Origin of the sequence: Streptomyces sp. NPDC007991, from assembly GCF_042958445.1 — a bacterium.
GTDB lineage: Bacteria > Actinomycetota > Actinomycetes > Streptomycetales > Streptomycetaceae > Streptomyces.
This window is the reverse complement of the sequence record NZ_JBIBJD010000004.1, coordinates 105837-120983: the sequence shown is the minus strand read 5'-3', so window position 1 is coordinate 120983 and position 15147 is coordinate 105837. Positions and strand designations below refer to the sequence as shown.

The following is a 15147-nucleotide window of genomic DNA, read 5'->3' as shown; positions in this document are numbered from 1 at the left end:
CACTCTGGTCTCATGCCGGAACTCCCCGAGGTCGAGGCGCTCAAGGACTTCCTCACCGAGCATCTCGTCGGCCACGAGATCGTACGGGTGCTGCCCGTCGCGATCAGCGTCCTGAAGACCTACGACCCGCCCCTGTCCGCGCTGGAGGGACACGAGGTCGCGGCCGTGCGCCGGTACGGCAAGTTCCTCGACCTCGCGACCGCCGGCGGCCCGCACTTCGTGACGCATCTGGCCCGCGCCGGCTGGCTGCACTGGAAGGACCGCCTCCCCGACGGCCCGCCCCGCCCCGGCAAGGGCCCTCTCGCGCTGCGCGTGGCCCTGGAGACCGGCGCCGGGTTCGACCTGACCGAGGCCGGCACCCAGAAGCGGCTCGCGGTGTACGTCGTGGCGGACCCGCAGGAGGTCCCGGGCGTCGCCCGGCTCGGCCCGGACCCGCTGGCCGACGACTTCGACGAGCGGCGCCTCGCGGAGCTGCTGGCCGGTGAGCGGCGGCGGCTCAAGGGCGCGCTGCGCGACCAGGGCCTGATCGCGGGCGTGGGCAACGCCTACAGCGACGAGATCCTGCACGCGGCGAAGATGTCGCCCTTCAAGCTGGCCGCGTCCCTGAGCGAGGAGGAGACCGGGCGGCTGTACGCGGCCCTGCGCGACACGCTCACCGAGGCGGTCGAACGCTCCCGGGGTGTGGCGGCCGGCCGGCTGAAGGCCGAGAAGAAGAGCGGGCTGCGCGTGCACGGCCGCACCGGCGAGCCCTGCCCGGTGTGCGGCGACACCATCCGGGAGGTGTCCTTCAGCGACTCCTCGCTCCAGTACTGCCCGACCTGCCAGACGGGCGGCAAGCCGCTGGCGGACCGCAGGATGTCCCGGCTGCTGAAGTGACCCGTTCCCGCCCTTTGCGCTCGGACCGGCCTACTGCGGCTGGAGCCTGACCAGGACCTCTCCGGACGCCGAGCGGACCTCGTAGCGGGCGGTCTCGTCGGGATGCTTGGAGGAGCTGGCCATCATCGTGCTGGGCCGGTCGTCGTGCCCGGGCCCGTGCCAGCTGGTCGCGGTCTCCTCGGTGCCGTCACGGCCGACGATGACGAGGTGGCACGGGCGGGGACCGGCGGCGTCCTTCACCTTCAGTTCGACCTGGCTGCCCGAGGCCTTGTCCTCCACCGTGACCTGGGCCCAGACACCCGACCGCGCGTCGGTCGCCGCGATCCGCACCGGCTCCTCGGCGCCGCCCCGCGCCATCATCGCGAGGCCGGGTACCGAGACGGCGAGCGCCACCGACGCGGCCAGGCCGAACAGCATGCGCCGGCGACCGGCCCGGCGCCGGGCCGCCACCTCGGCCAGCAGGCGGTCCAGCATGCGCGGCCCGGGCTGCGCCATCGGGTGCACGAACCGTGGCGTCGCCCGCCGGTACAGCATCAACTGCCGTGTCGTCGGGCCGAATTCCGTCACCTCAGCGGCGCACCGAGGGCACTCCATGAGGTGGTCCTCGAAGCGGAAGGCCTCCGCCTCGTCCAGCACGCCGAGCGCGTAGGCGCCGACGTCGCGATGCCTTTCCAGGGACCTCATGCCGAATCCTCGTGCCGTTGGGTGCGGGTGGGGTTACTCCTTGCTCCCACCGGTACGGACCAGGCAGCGGAATCACTCAAGCCGGTGACACAATCGCAACCAAAGGATTCGGAGCCCTCCGGCCCGCGGATTGGTCCGCGGCCGCAGAAATCTAAAACAGGTGGATGGCGAGGTGCCCCAGCGGCAGTCCGAGCTGCCAGGCGGGCGTCCAGACCTTCGGTCCCTCGTCCTCCCCGACCACCGGAGCGCCGCCCGGCACCGCGTTCAGGTCGGGCGCGAGCAGCTCCGTCTCCTGGAGCCAGCGCCAGGCCTGCTCCGCCAGATCCAGGTCCGGCGCGGGCCGGCCCGACTCCGCGGACGCGGCGGTGAGCTCGGCCAGCCGCTCGCGCACCCACTCCTGCCACGGCTGGTCGTACGCCGTCAGTGACAGCCACGTCTCCAACTGCGTGACGACCCGGATGCCGGAGAGCTCTCCCTCGGTGTCGGAGAGGAAGATGGTCAGTGCGAGTGCGTCCCGCCCCGCGCGGAACTCGAAGGACGTCGGCGGCATCAGATCGCCGGTCCGCAGCAGTTCGTCGGCGATGTACTCGGCATACAACCACGCCATGGGGACGGTCAGTTCACCGCCGGCGCCGTCCGTGCCCTCTTCGCTTCTGTGCAGCATCCCTTCCTGCCTTCCTCCGGTACGTGCGCGTCGCCCGACACCGGGCCCCGGGGCGCTGGATGCCCCCTCCGGAACACGGATGGGAACAGCCGATTACTCAACCGGGGTCCTCAGCAAGGCGCTTTACGGAGGCTTGACTCGGACGTTGGTTTCAGCGCAGGTCGGCGGCGTATCCCGGAAGCACCCGGCGCAGGGCGCGCAGCGCGTAGTACGCGCGGGACTTCACGGTACCGGGCGGGATCCCGAGGGTCGCCGCGGCTTCCGCCACACTCGCCCCCTGGAAGTACACGAGCACCAGGACTTCACGGTGTTCCGGAGTGAGTGTCTTCACAGCCTGGCGGACATCGAGCATCGCCGCGGCCCGCTCGGCGTGGTCGGAGATGACCCGCGCGTTCTCCAGCACGGCGTCGCCGACCTCGGCCGGGCGCGCCTGCCGGGCCCGCCGGGCGTCGATCGCGAGCCGCCGCCCGACGGTCATCAGCCAGGGCCGTACGGAGTCGAAGTCGTCGGCGCGCAGGGCCTCGGGGTGCTGCCAGGCACGCACCAGCGTCTCCTGCACCAGGTCCTCCGCGCGCTGCCGGTCGCCGTCGCAGAGCCGGAGCAGGAGCGCGAAGAGGGGCCGGCCGTGCTCCCGCTGCAGTGCGGCGAGCTCGTGCTCGGCGGTCGTCCTGTTCGTGAGAGTGGATCCGGCCGTCATGGCCGTATGCCACCGCAGGGCGCGGCCGGGGGACAGGGCACGTACTCGCCTGTGCGGCGGACGGTCGATCGCGTCGACGAACGGTTCGACGAACGGTCACGCCGCCCGGCCATGTGGGTGCCGGACGGTCGGAAGAGCGTGTCGGAGCCGCGTGGGGCGTTGTGCACCTCCTTTCCTGTTTGTGTGTAAATACGACCACAACGCCCACAGTGGGGTGAACGGATGATCGCACGCAGTCGACAGGTGGCCCTGGCCCTGACCGTCGCCCTCGCCGCGGGGGCCGCCTGCCAGGCCCGCAGCCACGAACCGGCCGGCCACGGACGCCCGGCACCGTCCGTGGCCGCACCACGCGGCTTCACACTGGTCGCCTCCGGCGACGTCCTCCCGCACAGCTCGATCATCGACCGGGCCCGCTTCGACGCCGGCGGCACCGGCTACGACTTCCGTCCGATGCTCGCGGGGATCCGCTCCGTCGTCTCCCGCGCCGACGTGGCCCTGTGCCACATGGAGACCGTGTACGGCGCGAACGGCGACTACACCGGCTACCCCACCTTCAAGTCCCCGCCCGAGGTCGCCCCGGCCCTCGCCACCACCGGCTACGACGGCTGCTCCACCGCCTCCAACCACACCCTCGACGACGGCGCCGACGGCATCCGCCGCACCCTCGACGCCCTCGACCGCGCCGGCGTCCGGCACGCCGGCTCGGCCCGCAACCAGGAGGAGGCCCGCACGGTGACGGTCCTCCAGGCCGGGCCGGCCAAGGTCGCCCACCTCGCCTACACCTACGACACCAACGGCATCCCGCTCCCCGACGGGCAGCCCTGGGCCGTGAACCTCATCGACGAGGCCCAGATCCTCGCGGACGCCCGGACCGCGCGCCGGGCGGGCGCCGACGTGGTCGTGGTCTCCCTGCACTGGGGCACCGAATGGCAGGACGACCCCGACGAACGGCAGCTGACCCTGGCCCGCGGCCTCACCGCCGCGCGCAGCGGGGGCCGCCCCGACATCGACCTGATCCTCGGCACCCACGCGCACGTCCCGCAGGCCTACGAGAAGGTCAACGGCACCTGGGTCATCTACGGCATGGGCGACCAGATCGCCGGCGAGATGACCAACCACCAGGGCGCCAAGGACCCGCGCGGCAACCAGTCCACCCTCGGCCGCTTCACCTTCGCCCCGCCCGCACGGCCGGGCGGCCGCTGGCAGGTGACGAAGGCCGAGTTCGTCCCGCAGTGGTTCGACGTCGACGCCGGCCGGGTCGTCAACCTCAACCGGGCGATCGCCGAGGGCGCCGGCGTCCAGGCCGTCCGCGACCGCATCCGCGACATCGTGCTCAGCCGGGGCGCGGCCGGGGACGGCCTGGTGATGGGGGAGTAGGCCGGAGCGGCCGCCCGGTCAGCGCCGCGCCAGCTCCGAGCGCCGGTAGGAGTACCCGAAGTAGATCACCAGCCCGATCGCGAACCAGACGGCGAACCGCACCCACGTCTGCCACTGCAGGAAGGTGATCAGCCAGACCGAGAAGACGATGCCCAGCGCCGGCACCACCGGCATCCACGGCGTACGGAACGTGCGCGGCAGGTCCGGCTGCCGGTAGCGCAGCACGATCACCGCCGCGCACACCACCACGAACGCCAGCAGGATGCCGATGTTGGTCAGCTCTGCCGCCTCGCCGATCGGCAGGAAACCGGCGATGACGGCCGACGCGACCCCCACGATCCAGGTGACCCGCGTGGGCACGTGCCGCGTGGGGTGCGTCTTCGCGAACCACTTGGGCAGCAGCCCGTCCCGGGACATGGAGAACCACACCCGGGTGACGCCCAGCATGAACGTGAACATCACCGTGAGAATGCCGATGATCGCGCCCACCGCGATGACGTCCGCGAGACCGCTCAGCCCCACCGACTTGAACGCCGTCGAGAAGCCGCTCTCCTTGTCGATGTCCTTGTAGTCCTGCATGCCCGTCAGCACCAGACAGGCCGCCACGTACAGCACCATCGAGATGACGAGCGAGTAGACGATCGCCTTCGGCATGTGCCGCTGCGCGTCCTTGGACTCCTCGGCCGCCGTCGACATGGCGTCGTAGCCGAACACCGCGAAGAACACCGTCGCCGCGCCCGTGAACGCCCCGCCGACCCCGTACGGGAAGAAGGGGTTGTAGTGCGCCGTGTCGATGTGGAACACGCCGACCCCGATCACCAGCAGCACGACCAGGACCTTCAGCACCACCACGACCGTCTCGAACCGGGCCGCGTTCTTGATGCCGAGGGTCAGCAGGTAGGCGATGAGCAGGCACAGCAGTGCCGCGAACAGATCGACTCTGTGCCCGTCACCGGTGCCGGGCGCGCCCAGCATCCAGGCCGGCAGGTCGGCGCCCATCTCGCCGACCAGGAAGCTGAAGTAGCCCGAGATGCCGATCGCGACCACCGCCACGATCGCCGTGTACTCCAGCAGCAGGTCCCAGCCGATGAACCAGCCCGCGAACTCGCCGAGCACCGCGTAGCCGTAGGTGTAGGCCGAACCGGCCTTCGGGATGAGTCCGGCGAACTCGGCGTAGGACAGAGCGGCCGCGGCACTCGCGAAGCCCGCGACGAGGAAGGAGACGAGCACGGCCGGACCCGCCGTGCCGTTGGCCACGGTTCCGGCGAGAGTGAAGATGCCCGCGCCGATGATGCCGCCGACCCCGATGGCGGTCAGCTGCCACAGCCCCAGGGACCGTTCCAGCTGGGTGCCCTTGCCGACTTCCGTCTCCTCGATCTGCTCGATGGGTTTGCGGCGGAGAATCCCTTGTCCCATCCGGAGCCCGGCCATGCGCCTCACCTCTTCGCGATCGGCAAACGGCTGATGGCGGATCATGATGGCCCAGACGTCCCCCCGACGGAAGACACCGCGCAAGACCCCCGCCGCCTCACGGGGCCACGGCGTAGCTCAGGTCGTGTGCGACCAGGGACACCGGCTCCAGCCGCAGCCACACCGTCCCCCGCCGCGCGGGATCGTCGTACAGGTAGCGCACGAAGCGCTCGTCCCACCGCTCCTCGTCCGCGCCCAGATAGCGGACCAGCTTGCGCCTGCCCCGCTCGACATCGAACGGCACGACATCGGCCCGGCCCCGCGCGATCACCTGCCGGACCAGCCCGGTCGCCAGATCGCACTCGTCCACCACCAGCGCGACCCCGGGATCGGCCCGCACCCGGTCGAAGAGGCGGGCCCAGGGGCCGGTCAGCACCCAGAAGGCGCCCTCCTCCCACAGGAACCAGACAGGCCGGACCGTCGGCCCGTTGGTGGCGAGACGTGCGGTGAGGGGCCGCCGCAGAAAGGCGTCCACGTCGAAGGCGTCAGAAGTCACCGCCGCATCATCGGGCACTCGCGCCCTCCTGCCTTCCGACCGGGGACCTAGGTCCTGTCGTCGCGGGGCAGGCGGGAATGTGGCGACAGGGCCTAAGTCCCGGTCCGTAGGCCAAGGCCTACGGCACCACCGTCACCGGCCACCGCCCGGCCTTCACCAGACGCACCGCCACCGATCCGACGATCCGGTGGCCCGCCTGCTCGGACGCGCCCACGACCACCGCGTCCGCCTTGAGTTCGTCCGCCGCCTTCACCAGGCCGCCGTACGGGTCGCCGCGGAACGTGTGGAACTCCCAGCGGACCTCGAATATCCCCTTGAGCCGCTCGGCCGCGTCCCGGATGTACGCCACCAGGTCCTCGGCGATCTCGTCGGTCGTCTCGGCCACCGGAGCCCCGAGCGCCGCGCCGGCCGCCAGCACCGGCTGCACGTACACCACGGCGAGCAGCGCGTGCTGGCGGCGGGCCAGACCGGCGGCATAGGCCGCGGCCCGCAAGGACGAGTCGGAGCCGTCCACCCCGACCACGATCACCTTCGGCCCGTCCGTGCCCCGTTCGAACCGAGCGGAGTGCTTTTCCGTCACGCCGCGAGGCTATCGGAGGCCACAGCCACGGTCCTGCGGCGGGAGTCCCCGAGGGGCGGGGAGACCTGGCTGTTCCTATGGTCGAAACATGAGTGCCATCGCGGACACCGGGACGGCCGGAAAGGACACCACGGGTCCGATACGGCCCCGCCGCCGTGCTCATGGCTTCCTGAGCCGGGTACCCGAGGGTTTCGCGGTCCTCTTCGGCGCCCTGGGTCTGTTCTGCGCCCTGCTGGCGGTCATCCCGCCGCTGCGCACCGGCCTGCGCCCCCTCGTCCGCTTCCTCGACCTGCTGCTCGTCCCCGTCAGCGCCAACCTCGCCTACGCGGTCTTCCTGTTCCTGCTCGCCGCCGCGACCGGCGCCCGCAAGAAGATCGCCTGGTGGCTGGTCGTCGTCTACCTGGGCCTGCTGGTCCTGACCGACATCCTCGGCATGGCCGTCGGCGAGTTCGCCGAGTCCGTCCCGTCCTTCGTGGTCTGCGGCCTCGCCCTGGTCCTGCTGATCGTCGCCCGCGGCGAGTTCTACGCCGCCTCCCGCCGGGCCGCCGTACGCCGCGCGCTCGCCGTCCTGGCGGCCGGGCTGGCCGCGGCGATCCTGGCCGGCTGGGGCCTCGTCGAGGCGTTCCCGGGCACCCTGCCCCGCGGCGAGCGCCTCGCCTGGGCCGCCAACCGGGTCCTGGGCGGCCTGGTGCCCGCGGGCAGCTTCGACGGCCGCCCGCCGCACGCCCTGTACTTCCTGCTCGGCCTGTTCGGCGCGCTCGCCCTGCTGAACGCCGCCACCACCCTGTTCCGCTCCCAGCGCCTGGAAGCCGCCCTGCACGACGACGAGGAGGCCCGCATCCGCGCCCTCCTCGGCCGCTACGGCGACCAGGACTCCCTCGGCTACTTCGCCACCCGCCGCGACAAGGCCGTCGTCTTCTCGCCCAGCGGCAAGGCCGCCGTCACCTACCGAGTCGAGGCCGGCGTGTGCCTGGCCAGCGGCGACCCGGTGGGCGACCGGGAGGCCTGGCCGCACGCGATCGCCGCCTGGCAGGAGGTGGCCCGCCGGTACGCCTGGGTGCCCGCCGTGATGGGCGCCTCCGAGGAGGGCGCCAGGGCCTTCGTCCGGGCCGGGCTCGGCGCGCTCCAGCTCGGCGACGAGGCGATCCTGCACGTCCTCGACTTCGCTCTCGACGGCCGCGACATGCGCGTCACCCGCCAGGCCGTCAACCGGGTCCGCCGCCTCGGCGTCACCTGCCGCGTCCGCCGCCACTCCACCCTCGGCGAGGAGGAGATGCGGCAGATCGCGGAGCGGGCCGACGCCTGGCGCGACACCGAGACCGAGCGCGGCTTCTCCATGGCTCTGGACCGGCTCGGCGACCCGGCCGACGGCGACTGCCTCCTCGTGGAGGCAATCGACGAGGACGGCCGCCTGCTCGCCCTGCAGTCCTTCGTGCCCTGGGGCAAGGACGGCGTCTCCCTGGACCTGATGCGCCGTGACCGCACCGCACCCAACGGCGTCATGGAGTTCATGGTCGCCGAACTGTGCCACACCGCGCCGAAACTGGGCGTGCGCAGGATCTCGCTGAACTTCGCCGTCTTCCGTTCCGTGTTCGAGGAGGGCGCGCGCATCGGCGCCGGACCGGTGCTCCGCCTCTGGCGCCGCCTGCTGCTGTTCTTCTCCAAGTGGTGGCAACTGGAGGCCCTGTACCGGTCCAACGCCAAGTACCGCCCCCAGTGGTACCCGCGCTTCCTGTGCTACGCGGACGCCGCCTCGCTCGCCCGGGTCGGCCTCGCCTCCGGCATCGCCGAGGGCTTCGTGTCCGTACCTTCCCTGCACAAGCTCTGGGGAAGAGGGCACCCGAAGGGCGGACAGCGGCCCGCCACCACGCGCGGGCTGCCGTCACTGGCGGCGCTCGGCCTCGCCGGAGGGGACGGGACCGAGCCCGCCGGCCCTCTCTCCGGCCTGCCCGACCAGGTCCGCGTCCGGCACCGCAAGCTCGACCGGCTGCGCGCCGCAGGCACCGACCCCTACCCGGTGGGCCTCCCGCCCCGCACCCACACCCTCGCCGGCATCGAACAGGGCGAGGACGTCACCGTCGCCGGGCGGATCATGCTGGTCCGCGACTTCGGCGGCATCGTCTTCACCGTCCTGCGCGACTGGTCCGGCGACCACCAGCTCGCCCTCACCCGCGACCGCTCCGGCCCCGCCCTGGACCGCTTCACCGCCGACACCGACATCGGCGACCACATCACCGCCACCGGCCGGGCCGGCGTCAGCGACCAGGGCGAGCCCACCGTCTTCGTCACCTCCTGGCAGCTCACCGGCAAGTGCCTGCGCCCCCTGCCCGACAAACGCCGGGGCCTCGCCGACCCCGAGACCAAGGTCCGCCGCCGCTACCTCGACCTGGTCGCGAGCCCCGGCGCCCGCGAGGTGATCCGCGCCCGCTCCACCGCCGTCCAGGCACTGCGCCAGGGCCTGCTGGAACGCGGCTACCTGGAGGTCGAGACCCCGATGCTCCAGCAGATCCACGGCGGCGCCAACGCCCGCCCCTTCACCACCCACATCAACGCCTACGACCTCGACCTCCACCTGCGCATCGCCCCCGAGCTGTACCTGAAACGGCTGTGCGTCGGCGGCCTGGAGAAGGTCTTCGAACTCGGCCGCACCTTCCGCAACGAGGGCGTCTCCTACAAGCACAACCCCGAGTTCACGATGCTGGAGGCCTACCAGGCCTACGCCGACTACGACGTGATGCTGGAGCTCGTCCGCGAACTCGTCCAGGGCGCCGCCACCGCCGCCTTCGGCCGGCCCGTCGCCCACAAGGACGGCACGGAGTACGACATCTCCGGGCAGTGGCCGGTCAAGACCGTCTACGGCGCCGTCAGCGAGGCCCTCGGCGAGGAGATCCACCCGGGCACCGACGCCGAGACCCTCAGGCGGCTGTGCGAGGGCGCGGGGGTGCCGTACACCGCCGACGACGGCCACGGCGACATCGTCCTGGAGATGTACGAACGGCTGGTGGAGGAGCGCACCGGGCCGCCCACCTTCTACAAGGACTTCCCGACCGACGTCTCCCCGCTCACCCGGCAGCACCGCACCGACCCGCGCCTCGCCGAACGCTGGGACCTCGTCGCCTTCGGCACCGAACTGGGCACCGCCTACTCGGAGCTGACCGACCCCGTCGAGCAGCGCCGCCGCCTCACCGCCCAGTCCCTGCTCGCCGCCGGGGGAGACCCGGAGGCGATGGAACTCGACGAGGACTTCCTCGACGCACTGGAGTACGCCATGCCGCCCACCGGCGGCCTCGGCATCGGCGTCGACCGGCTGGTCATGTTCCTCACGGGACTGACGATCCGGGAGACCCTGCCGTTTCCCCTGGTGCGCCGCCACTGACCCTTCTGCGTGGGCCGTTCGAGTGAAAACGTGCCGCCGCACCGGTGTTGCTCAGGTGCGTCGGCCTCCCGCCGGGCGACTGATGAGTCATGAAGAAGGATCAGTTGCTCACCCGTCGCCGGCTGTTGATCGCGGGCACCGGCGCCGTGGGAGCGGCCGCCACGGCCGGTGTGCTCGCGGCGGTCACCGGGGACGGCCCCGCCGGGTCCGTCCCGGCGGCGGGGTCCCAGCCCCGGCGCCCCCGCAGCGCCTCCGCGTACCGTCTGCAGCCCCTGACCGGATACGGCCCGCCGCAGGCAGCGCCCCGCCGGACCCTGGTACGCCGCGAACCGCTGCTGCGCGTCTCCGGACGCGGCCGGACCATGGTGCTGACCTTCGACGACGGCCCCGACCCCCGCTACACCCCGGCCATCCTCGACACGCTGGCCGAGTACGACGTGCGCGCCATGTTCTTCGTGTGCGGGGAGATGGCCGTGGACAACAAGGTGCTGCTGGCCCGGATGGCCGACGAGGGCCATGTCGTGGGGAACCACACCTGGTCCCACCCGCTGCTCACCCGCCTCACCCGCCGGCAGATCCGCTCCCAGATGGAACGCACCTGCGACGTCATCGAGGAGGCCTACGGCGAGCGCCCCGAGTGGTTCCGCGCCCCTTACGGCGCCTGGAACCGCGCCGCCTTCCAACTGGGCGCCGAACTCGGCATGGAACCCCTCGCCTGGACGGTCGACACCCTCGACTGGACCACCCCCGGCACCCGGTCCATCGTCGACCGGGTCGAGCGCGGCGCCGCCCCCGGCGTCGTGGTCCTCTCGCACGACGCCGGGGGCGACCGCTCGCAGAGCGTGCACGCCTTGCGGCGCTATCTGCCGGAACTGCTCGACTCCGGTTACCACGTGACCGTGCCCCGGCGGGACTACGCCTGAGACCTGCCGTCGGGCCGTCGCCCACCCGGCCGGGGAGCGCTCAGCGCACCTCGGCCAGGCGGGCGAAGGCGACGACGTTGCCCTCGTAGCCGTTCTGCTGGGAGAAACCGCCGCCGCAGGTGATGACCCGCAGTTCCGCCGCCCCCTTGGAGGCGTAGACACGGTCACCGGGGAAGTTGTCCTTCGCGAACACCTCGATGCCGTAGATCTCGAACACGGCGGTCTTCCCGTCCTGCCGGGCGACCTCGACGCGGTTGCCCTTCTCCAGGGCCCCGAGCCCGTAGAACACGGCGGGGCCCTGCTGGTTGTCGACATGGCCGACGACGACCGCGGTGCCCTTCTCGCCGGGGGTGACGGCACCGGTGAACCAGCCGGCCAGGTTCGGGTCCTCCGGCGGCGGCGCGCCGACCCAGCCGTCCGCGTCCAGGCCCACCGGAATGACCGGCGCGTCGACCTGGATCGCCGGGATCCGGACCCGGTCCGGGAGGGCGTAGGGGAGGGGCTTGACGGCCCCCGCGAAGGTGGCCGCCGGCACGCGGCTGTCCGCCGCGGCCGCGGTCGCCGGCTGCGGCGGGCCCTCGTCGAATTCCCCCGAACCATTCCGGATGAGCGCGAGGCCGGTCAGCAGAACCAGCGCTATCACGCCCCACGGGGCGCGCTTCTTCGGCCGCGCCTCCTCTTCCGCCTCGGCCAGCTCGGACGCAGACATGGGCCATCCCCTCTCGACGCGGCCGTCGCCGTGTCGTTCGCGCATACCAGAACGCTAAGTGCCGCGCGCGAAACCGGCGACGGGGCGGGAGCGAACGGGTGGTGCGGGGCTGTCCGGGGTGGTCACGGGCCGTCCGGGGAGACGTCGACGCTCTGAGGTGCGCCATCCGAGTTGCCACCGCGAGGAAATTTCTGACGGTCCGTGACCTGCGGCGATATCCGATTGCGTGGTTGTCCCGCGGTGCCTTCTCTCACCAGGACGGACCATTCCCGACATGCGGGTGCGGGCAAGGCAACTGACTGTCTTTCTGGGAGGCGCTTTCTCGCCGATCGACCGGGGACGGGTCCCGGGGCGTCTTCCGCGGAGGTTCACATGCGTAACACTCGTGCCCTGGCGGTCGCCGGCGCCGCGGTCGCCGCCCTCGGCCTCTCGGCCCCCGCGGCCGTCGCGTGGGACACACCCAGCAACATCGTCGCCCTGCCCAGCGTGATCGCCCGCGGCGGCCAGCTGACCATCACGGTCGACGGCTGCCGCAACGGTGGCACGGCCACCTCCAACGCGTTCACGATGCCGGCGAGGCTCTCGCCCGCCTCCGGCTCCAAGGAGACGGCGAGGGGCACCGCCACCATCCGGAACGACGCCAGCGCGGGGCCGTACGACATCACCGTCACCTGCAACGGCAGGACCCTGACCAAGCCCCACGCCTTCACCGTCATCGGCGGTGTCCGCGGCGGTATCGGCGGCAGCAGCACCACCGGTGCGACCCCGACCGACATGGCCATCGGCGGCGGGCTCGTGGCCGCCGCGGTCGTCGGCAGCGGGGTGTTCTGGATGCGCCGCCGCGCCGAGCGGCGCGTCTGACGCCCCGCTCCACGCTCCTTGGGCCCCTGCTCCACGAACCCCTTCGACGAGCCGTCTCGCACGTGAACGGTCTTCGCCCCGGATCCCTCGACGGATCCGGGGCGAAGACCTGCGCGCTGCGTACCGTGCGGTGTGGGGGCCGGTCAGCTGCCGGCGCCCTCGTCGGTGCGGCGCCGGGCGAAGTGGTACGCCGTGCCCAGCGCGCCGGCGATCAGCGCGGCGCCGAGGCCGAACTCCTTGAGGTCGAAACCGCCGAGGGCGCCGCCCTCTCCGGCGTGCACGCCCTTCGACGGGTGGCGGTGGTGGTGCGACGGGTGATGCCCCGGGTGGTGCGTCGGAGGGCCGCCGGCGATGGTCAGGCGCGCGGTGCCGCTCGACTGGTCACAGACGAAGTCCACGTCGTACATGGCGCCGGGCTTGGCGTCCCGGTCGATGGTGGCCGTCGCCCAGGACTCCTCCGGTGGGATGACGACGAGGTCGAAGACCGGCGAGGAGACCGCCGCCTCCCCCTGGCACGCTTCGTTGCGCTCCACCCGCAGCGTGACCTCGCCGCCTGCCGCGACGGTGGAGGGCTCGACGCTGAAGCCGAAATCGGTCTGGATGGCCGCGCCGGCCGGCATGCAGGAGGTGAGGGCGCCGGCGCCCAGCAGTACGGCCGAGACCGAGGCGACGCATATCGCGCGCATGTGAATCCTCCGGGTCCCCGAGGAGCAACCGCGGACCTGTTCCGCTCACGTCAGAAATGCACCTCGATGCCCGAAACGCTAAGAACGTGCGCTCGGCGGCGCGATCGCAGTCGCGCGAATGGGGCACACCGGTGGGCCGCCAGGGGGAACCCCGTTGACTCGAACGGGGGACGGCGGCGGTGTGCCGCTCGTCCCCCGGCCCGGTTCCGTGGTGCGTGTGCCGTCAGTCGCCTGCCCCCGGGAAGAGGTTCAGGAACGGGTCCGCCGAAGCGGTCACGCCCCTGCTGTAGGGCGAGTCGAAGTCCCAGATCAGGAACAGTAGGAAGGCGATCAGTGCCGAGAACAGCCCGGCGAGGATCAGTTCCCGCGTCGTTCTGCGGATCTGGAGGACGAAGATCATCCCGATGGTGACGACGGCTCCGGCGATCAGCCCGAACCACACCACGCCCGGCATGGTCTCCCCGGTCGACTCCGCCCGGGCGATCCGCGCCTGGCTGGCCGCGGTCACCTGGTCGACGAGCGGCTGGTAGGCCTGCGCCTCGAAGTCCGTCTCGGGTTCGTAGTCGGTGACGTCCTGGCGAACGCGCTCGAAGAGTTCACCGCCGCGCTCGGTGACCTGGTCCTGGTCGGCCATGGCGTCCCACTCGGTGGTGACGACATGGCTCACGTACATGTGGATGTCCTCCCGGATGCGGTCGCGCACGTCGTCCGGGTAGACCCGGACCCGCTCCGAGATCTCGTGCAGCGCGGTGGCCTCCGCCTGGACGTGGTCCTGGGCGGCGCTGCGCCCCTCCCACACACCGGCGATCGCCAGGCCCAGGACGATGGCGTACACCACGCCGATCCACATCGTCATGTACTCGATGACGTCCGGGGTCTCGCTGGGGTCCTCGTCGTCGGACGCCGTGCGGTGGCGTACGAGGGTGACGGCGACCACCACGACACCGGCGGCCAGCATCGCGAGGGTGAGAACAAGCCATTCCGGCAAGAGATGCCTCCAGAGCTTCAGGGATCAGCGCGCGCGCAGCGCGGCGACGGCGACCACCGCGGGCACCGTGACGAGCAGGACGAAGGTGAGCGGCGACATGGTGTGACGCACCGGCCGGGGCCGCGGGGCCGCGCGGTACCGCGGGTAGTGCACGGGCGCAGCGGACGGACGCGGGGTGGGCTTCGCCGACGGCTTTGCCGCCGGGGCGGGGGGTGGGGGAGGTACCGGCCGGGGCGGCGGCGCCGGGTGTGGCGGGGGCGGCGGAGGCGGAGGCAGTGGCTCCGGTCTGGCCGTGGGGGCCGGTTTCGGGGGCGGGGGCTCAGGGGGCGGCGGCTTCGGAGTCGGCTTCGGTGGCGGCGGGGGCTTCGGAGTCGGCGCCGGCGGTGGTGGCTTCGGTGGCGGCGGGGGCGTCGGGGTCGGGGTCGGTGTGGGCGTGGGCGTGGGGGTCGGTGTGGGGGGCGGGCACGGCGGCTTCGGCCAGGTCCTGCTTCCGGCGATTGCCACCGCCTCCGTGCCGTCCGGCCCCGTCGAGGCGTACGCGCAGGCGCCGGCCACCGCGACTGGGGACGGTGCGCCGACGAGCGCCCAGGTCAGCGTCGCCACCGCCAAGGCCCTTGCGGCGAGGGCGGTTTGAGTCGATAGGGGTCCATGCACGACGAAGATCATGAGCCTTCTGCCGCCGGGACGTGCCGGTGCGCAAGGGGGTTGCCCCGAAAGAGGGATTTCCGGGTGGTGTGGGTTTGCCGGGCGGCCGCCCGCG

16 protein-coding genes are annotated in these 15147 nt (G+C 72.2%); 5 read left to right on the top strand and 11 right to left on the bottom strand.

The window, feature by feature from the left end:
- The first annotated feature begins 12 nt into the window (after positions 1-12).
- The gene (locus ACFZDA_RS12235) at positions 13-876 is read left to right on the top strand and encodes a DNA-formamidopyrimidine glycosylase family protein (RefSeq protein ID WP_391078865.1); all 864 of its coding nucleotides are present in this window, start codon (positions 13-15) and stop codon (positions 874-876) included.
- Positions 877-906: 30 nt separating this feature from the next.
- Here ACFZDA_RS12235 and ACFZDA_RS12230 read toward each other — a convergent pair whose 3' ends face one another.
- From ACFZDA_RS12230 to ACFZDA_RS12220, 3 genes are all read right to left on the bottom strand, one after another.
- A complete protein-coding gene (locus ACFZDA_RS12230) occupies positions 907-1560 on the bottom strand; it encodes a zf-HC2 domain-containing protein (protein WP_391078862.1) in 654 nt (217 codons plus the stop codon).
- A gap of 151 nt (positions 1561-1711) precedes the next feature.
- Positions 1712-2224, bottom strand: a complete 513-nt coding sequence (locus tag ACFZDA_RS12225; protein WP_391078859.1) for a hypothetical protein — start codon at positions 2222-2224, stop codon at positions 1712-1714.
- Positions 2225-2375: 151 nt separating this feature from the next.
- Entirely contained in the window at positions 2376-2921 is a 546-nt protein-coding gene (locus tag ACFZDA_RS12220) for a sigma-70 family RNA polymerase sigma factor (RefSeq protein ID WP_391078856.1), read from the bottom strand.
- Positions 2922-3143: 222 nt separating this feature from the next.
- On the opposite strand from ACFZDA_RS12220, the gene ACFZDA_RS12215 reads away from it, so the two are divergent.
- The gene (locus ACFZDA_RS12215; protein ID WP_391078853.1) at positions 3144-4298 is read left to right on the top strand and encodes a CapA family protein; all 1155 of its coding nucleotides are present in this window, start codon (positions 3144-3146) and stop codon (positions 4296-4298) included.
- 18 nt (positions 4299-4316) lie between these two features.
- On the opposite strand, the gene ACFZDA_RS12210 is transcribed toward ACFZDA_RS12215, so the two are convergent.
- The 3 genes from ACFZDA_RS12210 to ACFZDA_RS12200 form a co-directional block, all read right to left on the bottom strand.
- Positions 4317-5729 carry an amino acid permease gene (locus ACFZDA_RS12210; protein ID WP_391078851.1) on the bottom strand — a complete coding sequence of 471 codons (1413 nt, stop codon included), beginning with the start codon at positions 5727-5729 and terminating at the stop codon, positions 4317-4319.
- Positions 5730-5826: 97 nt separating this feature from the next.
- Complete coding sequence (locus ACFZDA_RS12205; protein WP_391078848.1) at positions 5827-6264, bottom strand: pyridoxamine 5'-phosphate oxidase family protein; 438 nt, start codon at positions 6262-6264, stop codon at positions 5827-5829.
- Positions 6265-6382: 118 nt separating this feature from the next.
- A complete protein-coding gene (locus tag ACFZDA_RS12200; RefSeq protein WP_391078845.1) occupies positions 6383-6844 on the bottom strand; it encodes a universal stress protein in 462 nt (153 codons plus the stop codon).
- Positions 6845-6932: 88 nt separating this feature from the next.
- On the opposite strand from ACFZDA_RS12200, the gene lysX reads away from it, so the two are divergent.
- Positions 6933-10220, top strand: a complete 3288-nt coding sequence (lysX, locus tag ACFZDA_RS12195; RefSeq protein WP_391078843.1) for a bifunctional lysylphosphatidylglycerol synthetase/lysine--tRNA ligase LysX — start codon at positions 6933-6935, stop codon at positions 10218-10220.
- An 89-nt stretch (positions 10221-10309) separates the two neighbouring features.
- Positions 10310-11143, top strand: coding sequence for a polysaccharide deacetylase family protein (locus ACFZDA_RS12190; RefSeq protein WP_391078840.1), 834 nt, complete (start codon positions 10310-10312; stop codon positions 11141-11143).
- Positions 11144-11183: 40 nt separating this feature from the next.
- Here the strand turns inward: ACFZDA_RS12190 and ACFZDA_RS12185 are convergent, their stop codons facing one another.
- Positions 11184-11852: a class F sortase gene (locus ACFZDA_RS12185; protein WP_391078837.1), complete on the bottom strand. Its 669-nt coding sequence runs from the start codon at positions 11850-11852 to the stop codon at positions 11184-11186.
- 372 nt (positions 11853-12224) lie between these two features.
- On the opposite strand from ACFZDA_RS12185, the gene ACFZDA_RS12180 reads away from it, so the two are divergent.
- A complete protein-coding gene (locus ACFZDA_RS12180; RefSeq protein WP_391078834.1) occupies positions 12225-12713 on the top strand; it encodes a hypothetical protein in 489 nt (162 codons plus the stop codon).
- A 143-nt stretch (positions 12714-12856) separates the two neighbouring features.
- On the opposite strand, the gene ACFZDA_RS12175 is transcribed toward ACFZDA_RS12180, so the two are convergent.
- From ACFZDA_RS12175 to ACFZDA_RS12160, 4 genes are all read right to left on the bottom strand, one after another.
- The gene (locus tag ACFZDA_RS12175) at positions 12857-13399 is read right to left on the bottom strand and encodes a hypothetical protein (protein ID WP_391078831.1); all 543 of its coding nucleotides are present in this window, start codon (positions 13397-13399) and stop codon (positions 12857-12859) included.
- A 223-nt stretch (positions 13400-13622) separates the two neighbouring features.
- The gene (locus ACFZDA_RS12170) at positions 13623-14387 is read right to left on the bottom strand and encodes a DUF4239 domain-containing protein (protein WP_391078829.1); all 765 of its coding nucleotides are present in this window, start codon (positions 14385-14387) and stop codon (positions 13623-13625) included.
- 24 nt (positions 14388-14411) lie between these two features.
- The gene (locus tag ACFZDA_RS12165) at positions 14412-14540 is read right to left on the bottom strand and encodes a hypothetical protein (protein WP_306960869.1); all 129 of its coding nucleotides are present in this window, start codon (positions 14538-14540) and stop codon (positions 14412-14414) included.
- A 166-nt stretch (positions 14541-14706) separates the two neighbouring features.
- Positions 14707-14853, bottom strand: coding sequence for a hypothetical protein (locus ACFZDA_RS12160; RefSeq protein WP_391078826.1), 147 nt, complete (start codon positions 14851-14853; stop codon positions 14707-14709).
- Positions 14854-15147 lie beyond the last annotated feature (294 nt).